Consider the following 16,790-nt stretch of genomic DNA (forward strand, 5'->3'; position numbering starts at 1 on the left):
CGTCGGGAGTTACTTTTTGGGGAGCAGCAGGCGCCAGACCAACAGGGCCACCAGGGGCGTCACAAACGCTATACCGTACAGCCACACCCGGCCTTGAAGGTTGTCGGTGATCATGCCGACGGCGCCCAATTGCATCGACAGCAGCCCTGCCGTGAGGTACGCAGCGCCGCCGCAGAGCACCACAACCCAGGAACTTTTGCTCCACAGTCCCACGAAAAGGCCCACCGCCGCCAACAACAGCAGAGCCAGTCCCCCGCCGTAGGGGATGACTGCACCGCCGTCGAGATGCCAGAGGTGGCCGTGCAGGGATGTCCCCAGCAGTCCGCTGCCAACACCCGCCCCGGCAGCTGCCGCCAGGACGGCCCACCGGCGCGGCGGCGGAAGGGAGAAACGGGTCTTTTCCACCCGTGCGGCCTTTAGCGGCTCCGTGCCCGGTTCCTGACTGCCAGCCTCCAAGGGTTCGGTCATGGCGTCTGCACCCCGTAAATCGTGGCCGGATCCAGGGCCACGAACTCTTCCACGGCAGAGATGTCCCGCCACACGTCATCGGAAAGGGCAAACCGCTCCCCGTCAACGGTGATCTGCGTCCGGTGGGCCTGCATGGCCGCAATTTTTGCCGCGAGATTGCCCGTGACAGCAATCCGGGGCACGCCTTCGGCCAGCACGCGCTCCGGGCGGTCGCTGACAATGGCATAGATGGCCGGAACCACCCAGCCGGGTGCCTCCTGCGACGGCGTTGCGGCTGCACGCAAGGCGGCCATGGTGAGTTCATGGGCCCGCACGTGGTCGGGGTGGCCGTAGCCGCCGTCGGCCGCGTAAGTGACAACAAGGGTTGGCTGCAGGGAACGGATGGCGGCGGCCAGCAGCTCGGCAGCCTGTGCCAGCGGCGCCTTGGAGAAGGACCCCGGCAGCACGGTTGAGGCGGCCATGGCCCTGCCGTCGGACCCCCACTGCATGCCGGAATCACGGAAGGTCACCTCTCCGCTGGCCGGCGCCGTGAGCCCCTGCCCAAGCCAGATGTGTTCGCCAACCCCTAGGGCGTTCAGGGCTGCTGCCAGTTCGCGTTCGCGTTCCACCGCCAGCCCCGTGCCGTCCGCCGCTGAGGCGTTGCTGGTGTGGCCGGCGTCGTGAGTGCCAGCAACAAGATCTGCCGCCTTCACTTCCAGATGGGCCAGCTCCGGCACGATGACCTCCCCGAGCTCCCCACGCGTGCACGTCAGGAGCACCACACGGGTCCCGGCGGCGGCCAACGCCGCCATGGTGGCACCTGTGACAATGGTTTCATCGTCCGGGTGTGCGTGCACAAACAAGGCGGTGGCGTCCGGTCCCGCGCCCGGCAAAAGGGGCGCAACAGCGGTGGCGTCATTGTTCTCCATGCCCACCAATCTACTCGCTGGCAGCGGCGCACCCCCAATGCCCGCCCGCCACCCCGCCAGCCATTGGGCGCAAAGAAGCCGGCGCACCGCGGCAGGGCCACGGGTACGCCGGCTTCTAGGCAGCCGCTAAACCAGGAGTGTGGCTCCCGGAATGGCGTTCAACAGATCCTGTGTGTAGGTCTGCTGCGGGTTGTTGAAGACCTCATCGGTGGAAGCTGATTCCACAATGCGGCCCCGCTGCATGACACACACCTGGTCAGCGATCTGGCGAACCACGGCCAGGTCGTGGGTGATGAACAGGTAGGTCAGGCCCAGGTCCTCTTGCAACTCGTTGAGCAGGTTCAGCACCTGCGCCTGCACCAGCACATCCAGTGCCGAGACAGCCTCGTCACAAATGATGACGTCCGGGTTCAACGCCAGGGCGCGCGCAATGGCGATGCGCTGGCGCTGGCCGCCGGAGAGCTCGTTCGGGTACCTGTGCATGGTCGCCGCTGGCATGGACACCTGGTCCAATAGCTCACGGACCTTCTTCTCGCGCGACTTGGCGTCACCGATCTTGTGGATCTTCAGCGGCTCTTCAATGGTCCGGTAGATGTTGAACATCGGGTCCAAGGAACCGTAGGGATCCTGGAAGATGGGCTGCACGCGGCGGCGGAAGTCAAAGAGTGCCTTCCCCTTAAGCGTGTTCACCTCCACACCGTCAAAGAGGATGCTGCCCTCCGTGGGCGCCAACAGGCTCAACGCCATCTGCGCCACCGTGGATTTGCCCGATCCGGACTCGCCCACAATGGCCATGGTACTTCCGCGCTTGACGCTGAAGGACACATCATCAACGGCCTTGAACTGCGAGGACTTGCCCAGCGCGCCGCGGAGCTTGAACTCCTTGGTAAGGTTCTTGACCTCCAAGATGATGTCGCCCTTGCCCGCGGGCTTGCGTGCCCCGGACGACGGCGTGGCGTGGCTGACGTGCGGTACATGCGGGCCGTCCACCACGTCGGGAGTCGACGCTTCGATGTCTTCCACGGCCGCTGCCAGAACATCCTTTGCCTTTTGCGACTGCAAGCGGCGTGAGGACAACGACGGCGCCGAGTTGACCAGGCGCTGCGTGTAGGGGTGCTTCGGGTTGCGCAGGATCTCCAGTGCGGGACCCGATTCAACCACCTGCCCCTTGTACATGACGACGACCTTCTCTGCCCGCTCGGCTGCAAGGCCAAGGTCGTGGGTGATGAGCAGCACTGCTGTGCCCAACTCCGTGGTCATCCGGTCCAGATGGTCCAGAATCTGGCGCTGCACCGTCACATCCAAGGCGGAGGTGGGCTCATCGGCAATGAGCAGGCGCGGCCGGCAGGCCAGGCCAATCGCGATGAGCGCGCGTTGGCGCATGCCGCCGGAGAACTCATGCGGGTATTGCTTGGCGCGTTCCACCGGATCGGGCAAGCCAGCTTCGGCGAGTACTTCCGCCACGCGTGCCTTGGCACTGCCGCCGTCGAGCCCGTTGGCCCGCAGCGTCTCCTTGACCTGGAAGCCAATCTTCCACACAGGGTTCAGGTTGGACATGGGGTCCTGGGGGACCATGCCGATGGAGTTTCCGCGAAGTTCAATGATGCGCTTTTCACTGACGTTGGTGATGTCCTCACCGTCGAAAATGATCTGCCCGCCACTGACCCGGCCGTTGCTGGGCAACAGCCCGATCGCTGCCAGTGCCGTGGTGGACTTGCCCGAACCGGACTCCCCCACAATGGCCACTGTCTCTCCTGGGAGGATGGTCAGGCTTGCCTTGCGCACGGCATTGACGGGACCGTTCTGCGTGTCAAAGGTGATGGCCAAGTCCCGGATCTCCAGAAGCGGCGCATCGTCGTTGCGGGCAGGAGTGGAATTCACGGGTGTACCTTTTTCAAAAATTGACATGCTGTCACCGCTTCCTTGCTTTGGGATCCAGGGCATCGCGCAGGGCGTCACCGAGCATGATGAAGCTCAAGACGGTGATGACCAACGCAAGTGCCGGCCACATCAGCACGGCGGGGTTGTTGCGAACCTGCGACTGTGCCGCTGCAATGTCATTGCCCCAGGACATGACAGTGCCGGGCAGCCCCAGTCCCAGGAAGGACAGCGTCGCCTCGGCAACAATGAACGTGCCCAAGGAAATGCTCGCAACCACAATCACCGGTGCCAGCGAGTTCGGGATGACATGCTTGACCAATGCCCGGAACGGCGAAAGGCCTAGCGCCTTTGATGCTGTGACAAAGTCCGCGTTGCGGTTCTCAAGCACGGCGCCTCGGGTGATGCGCGCAATTTGCGGCCAGCCGAAGATCACCAGGGTGACCACCACCGTCCAGACGCTGCGGTTGTCGCGGAATGCGGGCAACTGCATGATGATGATGGCGCCAAGGATCAGGGGCAGGGCGAAGAAGATGTCGCCCAGGCGCGCAAGGATCGAATCGAGCCAGCCGCCGTAGAAGCCAGCAATTGCGCCCATGATGCCGCCAATGAGGACGACCCCAATGGTGGTGAAAACGCCCACCATGAGCGAGGCTCGCGTACCAAAAATCATTCGTGAATAAACATCGCAACCCTGCAAGGTGAACCCCATTGGGTGCCCCGGGGCAGGCGGCGCCGAGGAATCGTCCAGTGTGCAGGACGTCGGGTCAACGCTCGTGAACAGATTGGGCAACAACGCAACAACAACCACCAAAACAATCAACAGGGCGGAAATGATGAAGAGGGGCTGCTTGCGCAGATTCCTCCACGCTTCGGCCCAGAGACTCAACGGCGCCGCCGTCTCATCAACCTTGTCAATGGCAACCAGCGGGGTTTCCTCCAACGGGGCCACATAGTGCTCAATGAAGCGGCTGGACGTTTTTCCCTGCCGGCTCGCGGGGGTTGCCCGGGCAGCAGGTTCTTTTTCAGGTGTCAGGTTCTCAGACATAACGAATCCTCGGATCGAGCCAGGCGTACAACAAATCAACAACCAGGTTGGCAACTACAAACACAATGACCAGGATGCTGACGACGGCAACTACGGTAGCGCTCTCGCCCTTAAGAATGGCCTTGTAGAGCAGGTTGCCAATGCCGGGGACGTTGAAGATACCTTCGGTGACAATCGCGCCACCCATGAGCCCACCCAGGTCGGCACCCAGGAAGGTCACCACCGGGATGAGGGAGTTACGCAAAATATGGACGACGACGACGCGTCGACGAGTCAGGCCCTTGGCCGTGGCGGTGCGGACGTAGTCGGCGTTCATGTTTTCGCTGATGGATGCACGGGTGAGTCGAATGACGTAAGCCAGCGACACGAGTCCCAAGACCAGCGCCGGCAGGACAAGTTCATTCCACGGCGCAGTGCCGCTTACGGTGGGACGGGCCCAGCCGAGTTGGACACCCACGATCAGCTGGAGCACGAAGCCCAAAACAAAGGTGGGGACGGCGATGACGATCAGAGACGCAACCAAGACGGTGCTGTCGAACAGCTTGCCCTTGCGCAGGCCGGCGATGACGCCGAAGAGAATGCCAAAGAAAGCTTCAAATGCCAGGGCCATGATGGCCAAACGGGCGGTTACCGGGTAGGCGCGGGCAATGACCGCCGACACCTCCTGTCCGGAGAAAGTTTGACCCAAGTTTAAGGTGACAAGATTTTTCAGGTAGAGCCCGTACTGAACCCAGAACGGCTGATCCAAGTTGTACTGCGCCCTTAAGGCGGCTTCAACGGCGGGAGCCATGGGCTTGCCGCCGGACAGTGCGGCGATGGGGTCGCCTGGAGTTGCAAAAACAAGGAAGTAGACAAGCAGTGTTGCCCCAAAGAAGACGGGGATCAGCTGCAGGAAGCGGCGGAGGGCGAACATCACCATTGCGGTGTCTCCTCTCGCCGGGCTTCCAATCGCAAAGAATTCATGAAATTACCTGTTCAATAGTGGTTAGTACAGGGTGGCCGGCTGCGGATCGCGCGCCTACCACTGTACGGAAACTAGCACACATGCGTGCTTTAGGGCAGGAAAAGGGGACCCGGCACCAAGGCCGGATCCCCCATTTCATACCACGGAACTAACTGCTTACTTTGCGGTAATTTCGTTGTAAACCGGAACGCCGTTCCAGCTGAACTTCACGTTGGTGACGTTGTTGCTCCAGACACCCTGAACTGCCTGGTACCACAGGGGTACAACCGGCAAGTCTTTGAGCAGAATTTCCTGGGCTTCGTTGAAGATCTTGTTGCCATCCTCAACGCTCTTTGCTGCCAAGCCGGTCTTCAGCTTGGCATCGAACTCGGCGCTAGAGTAGTCGCCATCGTTGGAGCCTGCCCCTGTTCCGTACAGCGGGCCGAGGAAGTTGTACAGTGAGGGATAGTCAGCCTGCCAGCCGGCGCGTGAGGCGCCGGTGAGCTTTTTGGAGTTGACCAGTTCACGCATCTGCTTGAACGTGGGAATCGGGTTCAACTCAGCCTTGATGCCCAGGTTGGTGGCAATCTGGTTGGTCATGGCTGTGATGTATTCCTTGTTACCAGCACTATCGATGTTCGAGGAGACGGTGAAAACCTTGCCTGCCGGCCAGGGGCTGATCTTGTCAGCTTGTGCCCACAGGTCCTTGGCCTTGGTGGCGTTGAAGGTCAGAACTTCGGCGCCTGAGAGCGAATCGCTGTAGCCGTCCAAAACGGGTGAAGTGAAGTCCTTCGCAATTTTCTTGTTGCCGAAGAAGATCTTGTCGATGATCTGCTGGCGGTCGATGGCCATGGAAATTGCCTGGCGGCGAAGCTGTCCGGCCTCGCCCTGGAACTCGGGCAAGTAGCTGGGGATTGTCATGGTCGCGTTGCCGGCATAAGCCTGATTGACGTTGCGCCCTTCGAAGTCCTTGGCAAAGTTCGGCAGGTTGCTCGGAGGTACCTGATCCAGCACGTCGAGGTTGTCGGACTGCACATCGGTGTAGGCGGCCTCGGCCGAGGCGTAGATGGTGAAGTTCACACCGCCATTCTTGGCCTTGCGCGGTCCCTTGTACTTGTCGTTGGGGACCAGCGAGATGGAAACGTCGTGCTTCCAGCCGTCCTTGGCGATGACGTACGGACCGTTGCCGATCGGGTTCTGACCAAATGCTTTCGGGTCTGCAAAAGCGGACTCAGGCAGCGGGTAGAACGCCGTGTAGCCCAGACGAAGTTTGAAGTCAGACTCGGGCTGAGCAAGGGCAACGGTGAAGGTGGTGTCGTCGACAACCTTCAAGCCCTCCATGGTGTCCACTGTGGAACCCTCGGCGGAAACCGTGGCATAGCCCTTGATGGACTCGAAGAAGTAGGAGTTCTTCTGTGCGTTCTTTGCAGCAGCACCAAAGTTCCAAGCGTCCACGAAGCTCTTGGCAGTGACGGGTGTGCCATCGCTGAAGGTTTCCCCGGACTTGATCTTGATGGTGTAGTTCTGGGAATCCGTGGTTTCGATGGAATCCGCAAGCTCGTTGACCGTACGACCGGTAATGTCGTAGCTCACCAAGCCGGTGAAGATGAGGTCCATGACCCTACCGCCACCCACTTCATTGGTGTCTGCGGGTAGCAGGCCGTTTTCCGGCTCCGTGCTGTTCGCCGAGATAACCTTCGTGGTGTCGCCGGTCGCGGTGTTGCCGCTGTCCGTGCCGCCACCGCATGCTGACAGGGACATAGCAACGACTGCTGCCAGACCCAATGCCTTGGAAGTGCGTGAGAAACGCATTCCGCCTCCTTGATTTTTTAATGGTTGCGAGAAGAAACATCCGTGTTGCAGGTTAACCGGGATCGCCGTTGACCCAGGTAGTGTTCCAACTCATACTCTATGAGCCTAGCCACAAAATGTTACTTGCAAGTAAACGAGGACACATTCTGGACGAATCTTTACCGAGATGAGACTTTAAACACAACAGCCCGCCCCAGCAGATGCTGGGACGGGCTGTTGTGTTGGTGCTATGAGAATCTCATGGCACCACTGAAAGTATCAGTAGTTAGTTCTTGGCGCGGCTGCGGGCGGCCTTGGCGCGCTCGGAAGCGTCCAGGATCAGCTTGCGGATGCGGACCGACTCCGGGGTAACCTCAACGCACTCGTCTTCGCGAGCGAATTCGAGGGACTCTTCCAGAGTCAGGTTGCGCGGCGGGGTCATGTTCTCGAAGGTGTCCGAGGAAGCTGCACGCATGTTGGTGAGCTGCTTTTCCCTGGTGATGTTCACATCCATGTCATCGGCGCGTGAGTTCTCGCCAACGATCATGCCCTCGTAGACCTCGGAGGTGGGCTGCACGAAGAAGTTCATGCGTTCCTGAAGCTTGATCATCGCGAACGGGGTGACCACGCCAGAGCGGTCAGCCACGATGGAACCGTTGGTGCGGTATTCGATGGGGCCGGCCCACGGCTCGTAGCCTTCGGAGATGGAGGCTGCGATACCGGCACCGCGGGTGTCGGTCATGAAGCGGGTACGGAAACCGATCAGGCCACGGGCCGGAACGATGAATTCCATGCGGCACCAGCCGGTGCCGTGGTTGGCCATGTTGGTCATGCGACCCTTACGGGCAGCCATCAACTGCGTCACGGAGCCCAAGTATTCCTCGGGTACGTCGATGGTCATGTGCTCCATCGGCTCGTGGGTCTTGCCGTCGATCTGCTTGGTCACAACCTGCGGCTTGCCAACGGTCAGCTCGAAGCCTTCGCGACGCATCTGCTCAACGAGGATGGACAGCGCCAATTCGCCACGGCCCTGAACTTCCCAAGCGTCGGGACGCTCGGTGGGGAGAACGTTCAAGGAAACGTTACCGACAAGTTCCTTGTCCAGACGATCCTTGACCTGGCGTGCTGTGACCTTGTGGCCCTTGACGCGGCCGGCGATCGGCGAGGTGTTGATACCGATGGTCATGGAGATGGCCGGCGGGTCAACGGTGATCAGCGGCAGCGGCTGCGGGTTTTCCAAGTCGGTCAGAGTCTCACCAATGGTGATGTCCTCGATACCGGCAACAGCAACAATTTCACCGGGGCCAGCGGACTCGGCCGGAACACGGGTCAGCGCCTGGGTGGCCAGCAGTTCGGTGATCTTGACAGGCTTGACTGTGCCATCGGCGCGGCACCAGGCAACGGTCTGGCCCTTGCGCAGGGTGCCGTTGAAGATACGCAGCAGAGCCAAACGGCCCAGGAACGGCGAAGCATCCAGGTTGGTGACGTGCGCCTGCAGGACACCTTCCGGGTTGTAGGTCGGGGCCGGAATGTGATCGATGATGGTCTTGAACAGCGGCTCAAGGTCCTCGTTGTCAGGCGCGGTACCGTTCTCGGGCTGCACGGTGGAGGCGCGGCCCAACTTGCCGGATGCGTAAACAACCGGCACGTTCAGAACGGCGTCGAGGTCCAGGTCCGGAACTTCGTCAGCCATATCCGAGGCCAGGCCCAACAGCAGGTCCATGGACTCGGCAACAACTTCGTCGATGCGGGCATCGGGGCGGTCGGTCTTGTTGACCAACAGGATCACGGGGAGCTTTGCCGCCAGTGCCTTACGCAGTACAAAGCGGGTCTGCGGCAGCGGGCCTTCAGACGCGTCAACGAGCAGAACAACGCCGTCAACCATGGACAAACCGCGCTCAACTTCGCCACCGAAGTCGGCGTGACCGGGGGTGTCGATGACGTTGATGGTCATGACCTGGCCGTTAGCGGAAGGACCGTTGTAGGCCACCGTGGTGTTCTTGGCCAAAATGGTGATGCCCTTTTCGCGCTCCAGGTCACCGGAGTCCATGACACGCTCTGCAACCACACCGTGATCGGCAAAGGAGTGCGTCTGCTTGAGCATGGCGTCAACCAAGGTGGTCTTGCCGTGGTCAACGTGCGCCACAATGGCGACATTGCGCAGGTCAGTGCGCGAAGCAGTGTTCAGAGAAGTGTCGTTCATGCGTTAAGACTCGTTTCAGTTGGGCCCGGCTGCAGGCCCGGAAAGGGCTAAAGCAGAAAGTCACATTGATGGTTGGCCGTGAAGAATCGGCAGATAACACCATTCTAGTCGTACTGACAAATACGGCCTAGTCACTTTATCCCATCTTGGGCGCATTTTTTCCATGAAATGACCATGGGTCACCGCCCAACCGCCGGTTAACCGCGCATTCCCGCATTAAATGTTCGACGCCGGACGCTTCCGTGAGTGATGAAACTCACCTAAGAAGTGGGCTGGGGTGCTCAGCCGCGAAAAGCGGTGCTTACGCAAGCTCCGGCGTCCTGGCTTTCGTCAAGGGTGGTGAGTGTCAGCTGCCCGTCTTTCTGCAAAGGCAGGGCTGCCAGCTGGCGTGAACCATCGGCATTTACTTTCACGTTGGCCGCTGCTGGTTCGGCACCCTGCTGGTGGTGGCGGACAGTGACCAGACCGCCACCCATGCCGTGGGCCTCGGCCGTGAGGCCGTTCACCGTTTGCGCAAGAAAATCATGCAGGTCCATGTCGGCACGCAGCGGCAGGCACAGGTACTGGCTCAGCGGCCGGAGGAAGATTGCTGCCTTGCCGTGAGGAGAGCTGACCATGTAGGCGGGCAAGGACGAGGTGGCGCCGTAGCGGGTGGCCTCAAACCATTCGGTGGCGGTGGAGAGGATGACTGATAGCACCAGGGCGCCGTCGCGCAGGTGGATGCCGTCGCCGTCGGCCTCGGCCATGTCCCGAACATGCAGGGTGGCCAATCCGGCCCGGACAAGGTCGCTGTCCTCGGGCAGATCGGCCAGGACCAGGACCTTGCGGCTCAACTCGGCCCCGGGCCCGGGCCCGGGCCCGGGTGCAAAGGAAAGCAAGGCCAGGACTTCGTGGCTGGTGACGCGCAGGGCGCTTGGGGGGATTGCTTCGGCATTCATGAATTCTTCTTTCCTTGGCGCTTCGGGCCGCGCCCTGCGTTGGCAGGCTGCCGTGCACAACGAACTACTTGACGAACGACCACTGGGCGACGCTCTGCCACGGACCAACGTCCAGCGGGGAGTATTGCACGCCCGAGACGTGCTTGCCCGTGGCGCTGAGGGCTGTGCGTTGGAACAGGGGCAGACCGTAGCCAGCTTCAACAACCAGCTGGTCAATTTGCAGCTTCAAGGCATTTTGTTTTGCCGAGTCGGGGTTCACCGCAAGTTGTTCGGTGAGCTGGTCCACCACTGTGTTGGAGAAATTGTTGAGGTTGGAGACGGCTCCCGTGGTGAAGACCTGGGGCACCTGAACAGAACCTGTGGGGTTGCGGCTCCACCCGTAGAGGGCCACGTCGAAGGCCCCTTCCTTCAAGGCGGCAAGCCATTGCTTGGAGTCCTTGCCTGCGTCCGTGACACTGAAGCCTGCCAAGGTGGCCGAGGCTGCAATCAAGGAATACTCCTTGGCGCGGTCAGGATCGTCCTTGTTGTACAGGATGCGCACGGTGGGTTTGGCGCCGGCCAGGAGTTCGGTGGCCGCAGCCAGGTCCACTGTGGCAAAGTCCTGGGTGCCGTTGCTGCGCACGGATTCCTTGTAGGGAACCTGCGCGGGGTTGAACACAAAGGAATCTAGCACCCCGGCGTTGGGGTCAAGGGGCTTGGCAACCTGGTTCACGATCTCCTGGCGGGGAACTGTGTGCAGGAAGGCGGTCCGTAAATCAGGCGGGGAGAAGACTCCCTTGAAATTGAGCACCAGCTGATCAAACCCCAGACCCAGTCCTTGCTGGACTTGCACCCCGGCAGGCTTCATCGCCGCCAAGGCACTGACCCGTTCCGCACTCACAACAGGCGTGGCCACATCGGCAGTCCCTGCTTCAAGCGCTGCGATCTGCTTGTCCGGGTCGCTTTCATAGTGGACGGTCAGGGTGTCCAACTTGGGCACCTCCCCCCACGTGTAGTCAGCATTGCGGGTGAGAACAAGCTCCTTGTCCGCCGTGATTCCCTTGACCAGGTACGGCCCGTTGGACAGTGCCAGTGTGGGATCCGGCATGGTTTTCGTGTCAAAACCCGTGTTCCAGAAATCGGCTACCTTGCGCAGCATGGGATTGGCGGGAGCAGGTTTTGCGGGATCACCCTTGGGCACGGACTGCAACAGCGCTGTCAATGCCTGCGCGTCTTTCAGTCCGGTTCGAACCGCCACAATGTGGGCCGGGACGTCCACGGTGGAGCCAAGAGCTGTCTCCCAGTCGGAGTACGGGGTGGTGTAGGTCAAGGTCAGCGACAGTCCGTCGTCGCCGATGACGGGAAGTTCGCTCTTGGCGAGGCCCGTGTTGTCGCCGGCGGCGTGGAAGTACGCGGTCCCGCCCGTGACGGCAAAGTTCGCATCCAAGGTTGCGTCGTTGAAATAGCCCGACGCCGCCGCCCACTGCAGGAGCAAGTCGTCGGCCGTCACGGGCGCACCGTCTGACCATTGGACACCGCTATTGATGGTGTATTTGATGGTCAGGGGCTTGTCCTTGACCATTTCATACTTGCCAAACTTGTCATTCTTGACGATCTTCAGGTCGCTGCCCACGGAGTTGAATCCGGAGTGCGTGGCCGAGGCGATGCGGGTGTTCGTCAGGGTGTTGCCTGTGACGCTGGTGGCGTTGAACGAGGTGAATGGGGAGCCCTCAAGAACTGTGACATTCCCGCCGGCCGTTGGTGTTGGGGACGTTGTGGTCTGGTTGGGTGCCGGGGGTGTGCCCGTGCAAGCCGCCAGGGCCAAGGCAAGTGCCGCGGCCGTGGCCAGTACTTTGGAAATGCGTCCGGGCCGCATTCCACCTCCAGGTTCTTCGCTTCAAAATGGGCATTACGGGACTTCGTTGGCGGCTCGCCAATCCCTTGGAACAATCCTGCGTTTCAGCGTACCGCAGCGTTCTGGACAGGAGCTGTGGAATGTCCTAGCTCAACGGATGAATGTGAGCAGTGGCTCATGGCGGGCGCCGGCACCCGGCCCAGCCGTCCGTCGTCGTAAATCAGTACCCGGTTCTACCATCAACACATTCGCGCAGCAGGTCCACATGCCCTAAATGGCGGGCGTACTCCTCAATCATGTGCGTGTAAACCCAGCGCAGGTTCAGCTGCTGCCCGTGCCGGAGCGTGGGCAGCGGCGTGTCAAGGTTCCTGACGGCGGCGGCCAGCAAGCGGACACTGGCGAGTTCCTCAGTGTAGGCGGCCACGTCGGCCAGGGCCTGCGCTTCCGTGTAGGCGTTGAAGTCGGCGTCAGGGTCCTTCGCTTGATAGCGGGCGGCTTGCGCGCTTCCGGCCGCCATGTTCGAGAACCAATACCGTTCCACGTCCGTCAGGTGGCGGACAATCCCGGCGATGGTCATGCTCGACGGCGCCACGGCGGCCTGGCACAGCTGACCAGCCGTCAGTCCACCCACCTTGATGGGCAGGGTTGCCCGGTAAAACTCCAGCCAGGCCTCAAGAGACTCCCGCTCCCCCGCCATGAACGGCGGGCCTGTCCGGGTGTCCGGGGGTTCCGGTGTGCGTGCCTCGGGGTTGTCCATGACTCAACTTTTTCACACCCTGGACCGATTGGTGGGATCTTGTGGCCCCTGCCTTGTCGGTGGAGATCAGGGGCAGGCTCTGGTCAGGAGGCGCCCGGGACGGCACAATGGCGGCATGGGATTACGAATCGAAAACTTCTCCATTGACTCAACAACACCGCTCGAAACGGCACAGTTCTGGGCGCAGGCCCTTGGCTGGCGGATCGCCCTCGACGATGCCGATGACGACGAGGTGGCCCTGCAACCTCCCGCCGGCAGCCCCGAAGCTGGAGTTCTCCCGGACATTTTGTTCCTGCGCGTGCCAGAGGCCAAGGCGGTCAAGAACAGGCTGCACCTTGACCTGCGCCCCAACGACCAAGCGGCCGAGGTGGCCCGGCTGGAGGCGCTGGGTGCCAGGAGGGTAGATATTGGCCAGGGCACCGGGGTCACGTGGGTGGTCATGGCGGATCCCGAAGGCAATGAATTCTGTGTGCTGCGGACGTTGACGGAAGCGGAGCGTGCCGCGCACTAGCCTGTGGGCATCCTGGTCCGACCGGCCGGGCCTGCATGGGGCAGGGGCCTGATCTATTCGATCGGCACAGGGAGCAAGACCCCCCCCGCAACTCCACGCATTGGCTGCGCAGCCCAACGTCCGGTGCCAAAGTCTTAGAGGGTAACGTCCCGGAATCCTCACCCGATCCCCTGCCTATGATGAGCATCAGCCGTACTCCGATACATGAAGGAAGCCATGCCCGACTCCTCATCTCCGCTGCGCAAACTTGGATTCCTCACGATTGGCTTGTTCGATCCGGCGGACCCAGCCGCGGGTCACGAATCAACATTGCAGGTCATTGAACTGGGCGAGCGGCTTGGGTTTGACAGCGCTTGGCTGCGACACCGCCATCTGCAGTTCGGCATCTCCTCCCCCATTGCGATCATGGCTGCGGCCAGCCAGCGCACCTCCCGGATCGAGCTGGGCACCGCGGTGACCCCCATGGGTTGGGAAAACCCCTTGCGCCTGGCCGAGGACCTGGCCACAGTGGACCTACTCTCCGGCGGACGGATCAATCCGGGCCTGAGCGTGGGTGAACCGATGCACTTCGACACGCTCAAGCACCAGTTGTACCCCGATTCCGCCGAGCTGGAGGATTTCAGCTACGCACGGGTGGACCGGCTTGCCCGTTTGATTGCCGGGGAAGCTGTCAGGGAATTTTCCGGCAAGCGGGGCGTTGTGGAGGAATTCTCCAACCGCGTGGAGCCGCACTCGTCCGGGCTGCGTGAGCGACTTTGGTATGGGGCGGCAAGCAGCAAATCTGCCATCTGGGCCGGGGAGAACGGCTTCAATCTACTCACCAGCAGTGTGGTCTTCCCCGATGAGTTTCAGGAACCGGAGTTTGCACACATCCAGCAATCACAAATTCGCGCCTACCGAGGCGCCTCCGCGGAAGCCCAGACGCGCGGCCCAGCCCGGGTCTCCCAAGGCCTGGTGGTCATCCCCACGGATTCGGCTTCAGGAAGGCAGCGGGAGAAGTACCGTCGATACGTCAACGAGCGCACGCCCCGCACAAAAGTGCCACAGGGGCCAAAGCGTATGCTGTTTGCCCCTGATCTCATCGGCAGCAGTGAACAAATCGCCGAGCAGCTGCACGCCCATGCCGGGTTCCGGGAGGTTGATGAAGTGGCGTTCGCGCTGCCTTTCAGCTTCGACCATGAGGACTATGTGCAGATCCTGACCGACATCGCTACCACCTTGGGCCCGGCGCTGGGCTGGACCCCGTCGAAGGGCTAAGCCCTACTGGACACCAGCGACTTGCCCTGCCTTCCGAGCACGGCGAGATTGAACAGCCCGAGATCGATCACTACATGGCTCGCGCCGCCGGCGGCTCTGGCCTGATCATCACCGGCGCCTGCGCCATTGCGCTCCCCTTGGGTGCGGCCTCGATGAAGGAGCCGGGCCGCTCGGCTGACAAGTTCATCCCGGGTCTGCAGGCACTCGCTGACGCGATGCACGCAGCTGGCAGCGCGCCGTGCATCCGGTCCACGCATCACGGCACGGTTGGCTGTGTTGACGTTGCCAACGATCGCCCGGTCCTTGCACCCAACAAACCTGGCTACAGCTAGATTGTGTCGGCCCTGGCAGTCTGCGCAGGCGGCACGACGGCAGCTGCCCCGTGGCGGACAAGCTCCAGGCGGCAGGATTCAACTTTCACCTGATTGGCGACGCCGTCGTACGCTGCCTTAGGCTTCCGCGTGGTGGCGCTTGGGCAGCATCTTCTGGACCACAAGCATGACGCCGACGGCGAGCAGGCCGATCACCAGTCCGGCCAACGCAGACACCAGGGTGTCGCCGAACCAGGTCACAACGGCGCCGAGCGGCTCCAAGGCATGTTCAACTTTGTGCAGCAGGTCTATGGGCCAGTGCCAGCCCACCTCGCCCACGTTGAGGATGGCCAAGTGACCGCCCACCCAGAGCATGGCCACGGTGCCAATGATGCTGATGACGCGGAACACTGCTGGCATGGAACGCACAATTCCGGCGCCTACCCTACGCGTGCCACTGTTCTCGCTGGCCTCCATCTTGATGCCGACGTCGTCGAGCTTAACAAGCAGCGCAACCGCACCATAGACCAGCGCCGTCATCGCCAACGCAATCACGACGAGGGCTCCGAGCCGCATCCAGAAGCCCATCTCCGGATCAAGGTTGGATAGCGAGATGAGCATGATCTCGGTGGAAAGAATCAGGTCCGTGCGCACCGCACCAGCAATGAGCGCCTTCTCATCGCGTGCCCCCTCTTCCTTGTGGGCATGAACGTGACCAAACCATTCGGTCACCTTTTCGGCACCCTCGTAGCAGAGGTAAACGCCGCCGATAATCAACAGGTATGGCAGCACCCACGGCGCAAAGGCCGTCAGCAGCAGGGCCAGCGGAATGATGAAAGCGAATTTGTTGATGAGCGAGCCGCGCGCAATCTTGGCCACGACGGGCAGTTCGCGAGCGGGCGTCAGGCCTGCAACATATTGCGGAGTGACGGCGGCGTCGTCAATGACCACACCAGCCGATTTGGCGGACGCCTTCAAAGCGGCGGTCAGAATGTCGTCAACGATGGCGAGCAAGCCAACAGACATAGTGCACTCCTTGGGTCTTGCGGTAGGTGTAGCAATGACGCCTGAGAGGCGCCAATGCTCTGATTCTCTGGCACTCCGGAGAAAAAGCCGGGCAGAGAACATCTTAGACCGAACCACTGAATCCGGACGGTATTGCGTATGCACCCGCCGCTGTGCCCGGGGCGCTTGTCTCTAGAGGACCCTCGGCCTTGCGGGCGCCGGTAAACTTCTCGGAGACATCAACGGCATCAACGACATCGGCGATGCGAGAGGATTCCGTGAAGATCACCATTGTTGGCGGCTCAAAAGGCACCGGAGCTCAGCTGGCTTCCCTTGCCTTTCAAGCAGGGCATTCGGTCACAGTCCTCTCTCGAAGCGGCAAAGCGCCAGCCGCGACTCGGGCCATCACCGGTAATGCGACGGATCCCGCAGTAGCCGCCGCGGCCGTGGCCGGAGCCGACGTCGTCGTTGTCACAGTAGGTGGGGCCAAGGGCGTCCACCATCAACGTGCTGCGCTCACACGGACAATCATTGCGGCTATGCACGAAGCAGGCGTGCGCAGACTCGTTGTGCAATCCTCACTGGGCGCAGGTGATTCGGCGTCGGCGCTACCGGCTCCTATTCGGCTGATAACTCAGCTCGTGCTCGGAAAGGCCTTGGCTGACCACAACGAGCAGGAGTTGGCCGTCACCAGCTCTGGTCTTGACTGGACAGTGGTCCGGTCAGCCAGCCTCACTAACAAGGTCCCCACTGGCGCCTGGACCGCGCTCGGGGCAACCGGCGAAGGGAAGCCATACGGTTCGATTCCACGTGGTGACCTCGCAGCATGCATGCTCGAAGTTCTGGATAATGAGTCCACTCACGGCAGTGCGCTCGGCCTGAGTAGCCGATGAGTTCGCGGCGTTCAGCCTAAGAGGCCCTTGACCCGACCCGCAGAA

General features: G+C 61.5%; 15 protein-coding genes. 4 read left to right on the forward strand and 11 right to left on the reverse strand.

Going from position 1 to position 16,790, the window contains the following annotated elements; translation table 11 throughout:
• Positions 1–9: 9 nt before the first annotated feature.
• From ACX80Q_RS03920 to ACX80Q_RS03965, 10 genes are all read right to left on the reverse strand, one after another.
• A complete protein-coding gene (locus ACX80Q_RS03920) occupies positions 10–468 on the reverse strand; it encodes a hypothetical protein (protein ID WP_459329208.1) in 459 nt (152 codons plus the stop codon).
• Positions 465–1,376 carry a PIG-L family deacetylase gene (locus ACX80Q_RS03925; RefSeq protein WP_459329209.1) on the reverse strand — a complete coding sequence of 304 codons (912 nt, stop codon included), beginning with the start codon at positions 1,374–1,376 and terminating at the stop codon, positions 465–467. The genes ACX80Q_RS03920 and ACX80Q_RS03925 overlap by 4 nt, the downstream gene beginning before the upstream one ends.
• Positions 1,377–1,502: 126 nt before the next feature.
• The gene (locus tag ACX80Q_RS03930) at positions 1,503–3,284 is read right to left on the reverse strand and encodes an ABC transporter ATP-binding protein (protein WP_459329210.1); all 1,782 of its coding nucleotides are present in this window, start codon (positions 3,282–3,284) and stop codon (positions 1,503–1,505) included.
• Between the two features lie 4 nt (positions 3,285–3,288).
• Positions 3,289–4,302 (reverse strand): ABC transporter permease, encoded by a 1,014-nt coding sequence (locus ACX80Q_RS03935; protein ID WP_459329211.1) that lies wholly within the window; start codon positions 4,300–4,302, stop codon positions 3,289–3,291.
• A complete protein-coding gene (locus ACX80Q_RS03940) occupies positions 4,295–5,221 on the reverse strand; it encodes an ABC transporter permease (protein WP_459329212.1) in 927 nt (308 codons plus the stop codon). Before ACX80Q_RS03940 ends, ACX80Q_RS03935 begins: the two co-directional genes overlap by 8 nt.
• 201 nt (positions 5,222–5,422) lie before the next feature.
• A complete protein-coding gene (locus ACX80Q_RS03945) occupies positions 5,423–7,057 on the reverse strand; it encodes a peptide ABC transporter substrate-binding protein (protein ID WP_459329213.1) in 1,635 nt (544 codons plus the stop codon).
• A gap of 265 nt (positions 7,058–7,322) precedes the next feature.
• Positions 7,323–9,239, reverse strand: a complete 1,917-nt coding sequence (gene typA / locus ACX80Q_RS03950; protein WP_459329214.1) for a translational GTPase TypA — start codon at positions 9,237–9,239, stop codon at positions 7,323–7,325.
• Between the two features lie 281 nt (positions 9,240–9,520).
• Entirely contained in the window at positions 9,521–10,177 is a 657-nt protein-coding gene (locus tag ACX80Q_RS03955) for a hypothetical protein (RefSeq protein ID WP_459329215.1), read from the reverse strand.
• 64 nt (positions 10,178–10,241) lie between these two features.
• The gene (locus ACX80Q_RS03960) at positions 10,242–12,032 is read right to left on the reverse strand and encodes an ABC transporter substrate-binding protein (RefSeq protein ID WP_459329216.1); all 1,791 of its coding nucleotides are present in this window, start codon (positions 12,030–12,032) and stop codon (positions 10,242–10,244) included.
• 199 nt (positions 12,033–12,231) lie between these two features.
• Positions 12,232–12,768 carry a DinB family protein gene (locus tag ACX80Q_RS03965; RefSeq protein WP_459329217.1) on the reverse strand — a complete coding sequence of 179 codons (537 nt, stop codon included), beginning with the start codon at positions 12,766–12,768 and terminating at the stop codon, positions 12,232–12,234.
• Between the two features lie 115 nt (positions 12,769–12,883).
• On the opposite strand from ACX80Q_RS03965, the gene ACX80Q_RS03970 reads away from it, so the two are divergent.
• The 3 genes from ACX80Q_RS03970 to ACX80Q_RS03980 all read left to right on the forward strand — a co-directional run bounded on the left by ACX80Q_RS03970 (position 12,884) and on the right by ACX80Q_RS03980 (position 14,868).
• Positions 12,884–13,279, forward strand: a complete 396-nt coding sequence (locus ACX80Q_RS03970) for a VOC family protein (protein ID WP_459329218.1) — start codon at positions 12,884–12,886, stop codon at positions 13,277–13,279.
• 216 nt (positions 13,280–13,495) lie between these two features.
• Complete coding sequence (locus tag ACX80Q_RS03975; protein WP_459329219.1) at positions 13,496–14,536, forward strand: LLM class flavin-dependent oxidoreductase; 1,041 nt, start codon at positions 13,496–13,498, stop codon at positions 14,534–14,536.
• A 74-nt stretch (positions 14,537–14,610) separates the two neighbouring features.
• Entirely contained in the window at positions 14,611–14,868 is a 258-nt protein-coding gene (locus ACX80Q_RS03980; RefSeq protein WP_459329220.1) for a hypothetical protein, read from the forward strand.
• Between the two features lie 117 nt (positions 14,869–14,985).
• Here ACX80Q_RS03980 and ACX80Q_RS03985 read toward each other — a convergent pair whose 3' ends face one another.
• Positions 14,986–15,873, reverse strand: coding sequence for a DUF808 domain-containing protein (locus ACX80Q_RS03985; protein ID WP_459329221.1), 888 nt, complete (start codon positions 15,871–15,873; stop codon positions 14,986–14,988).
• 242 nt (positions 15,874–16,115) lie between these two features.
• Here ACX80Q_RS03985 and ACX80Q_RS03990 point away from each other — a divergent pair, with 242 nt between their 5' ends.
• Positions 16,116–16,745, forward strand: a complete 630-nt coding sequence (locus ACX80Q_RS03990) for an NAD(P)-dependent oxidoreductase (protein WP_459329222.1) — start codon at positions 16,116–16,118, stop codon at positions 16,743–16,745.
• Positions 16,746–16,790: the final 45 nt, after the last annotated feature.

The organism is Arthrobacter sp. HLT1-20, from assembly GCF_054510895.1.

What these genes read in the sequence shown, in the direction of transcription:
- ACX80Q_RS03920 (WP_459329208.1), bottom strand. Translation starts at nt 468, where the DNA reads ATGACCGAACCCTTGGAGGCTGGCAGTCAGGAACCGGGCACGGAGCCG.
- ACX80Q_RS03925 (WP_459329209.1), bottom strand. Translation starts at nt 1,376, where the DNA reads ATGGAGAACAATGACGCCACCGCTGTTGCGCCCCTTTTGCCGGGCGCG.
- ACX80Q_RS03930 (WP_459329210.1), bottom strand. Translation starts at nt 3,284, where the DNA reads ATGTCAATTTTTGAAAAAGGTACACCCGTGAATTCCACTCCTGCCCGC.
- ACX80Q_RS03935 (WP_459329211.1), bottom strand. Translation starts at nt 4,302, where the DNA reads ATGTCTGAGAACCTGACACCTGAAAAAGAACCTGCTGCCCGGGCAACC.
- ACX80Q_RS03940 (WP_459329212.1), bottom strand. Translation starts at nt 5,221, where the DNA reads ATGGTGATGTTCGCCCTCCGCCGCTTCCTGCAGCTGATCCCCGTCTTC.
- ACX80Q_RS03945 (WP_459329213.1), bottom strand. Translation starts at nt 7,057, where the DNA reads ATGCGTTTCTCACGCACTTCCAAGGCATTGGGTCTGGCAGCAGTCGTT.
- typA (WP_459329214.1), bottom strand. Translation starts at nt 9,239, where the DNA reads ATGAACGACACTTCTCTGAACACTGCTTCGCGCACTGACCTGCGCAAT.
- ACX80Q_RS03955 (WP_459329215.1), bottom strand. Translation starts at nt 10,177, where the DNA reads ATGAATGCCGAAGCAATCCCCCCAAGCGCCCTGCGCGTCACCAGCCAC.
- ACX80Q_RS03960 (WP_459329216.1), bottom strand. Translation starts at nt 12,032, where the DNA reads ATGCGGCCCGGACGCATTTCCAAAGTACTGGCCACGGCCGCGGCACTT.
- ACX80Q_RS03965 (WP_459329217.1), bottom strand. Translation starts at nt 12,768, where the DNA reads ATGGACAACCCCGAGGCACGCACACCGGAACCCCCGGACACCCGGACA.
- ACX80Q_RS03970 (WP_459329218.1), top strand. Translation starts at nt 12,884, where the DNA reads ATGGGATTACGAATCGAAAACTTCTCCATTGACTCAACAACACCGCTC.
- ACX80Q_RS03975 (WP_459329219.1), top strand. Translation starts at nt 13,496, where the DNA reads ATGCCCGACTCCTCATCTCCGCTGCGCAAACTTGGATTCCTCACGATT.
- ACX80Q_RS03980 (WP_459329220.1), top strand. Translation starts at nt 14,611, where the DNA reads ATGGCTCGCGCCGCCGGCGGCTCTGGCCTGATCATCACCGGCGCCTGC.
- ACX80Q_RS03985 (WP_459329221.1), bottom strand. Translation starts at nt 15,873, where the DNA reads ATGTCTGTTGGCTTGCTCGCCATCGTTGACGACATTCTGACCGCCGCT.
- ACX80Q_RS03990 (WP_459329222.1), top strand. Translation starts at nt 16,116, where the DNA reads ATGCGAGAGGATTCCGTGAAGATCACCATTGTTGGCGGCTCAAAAGGC.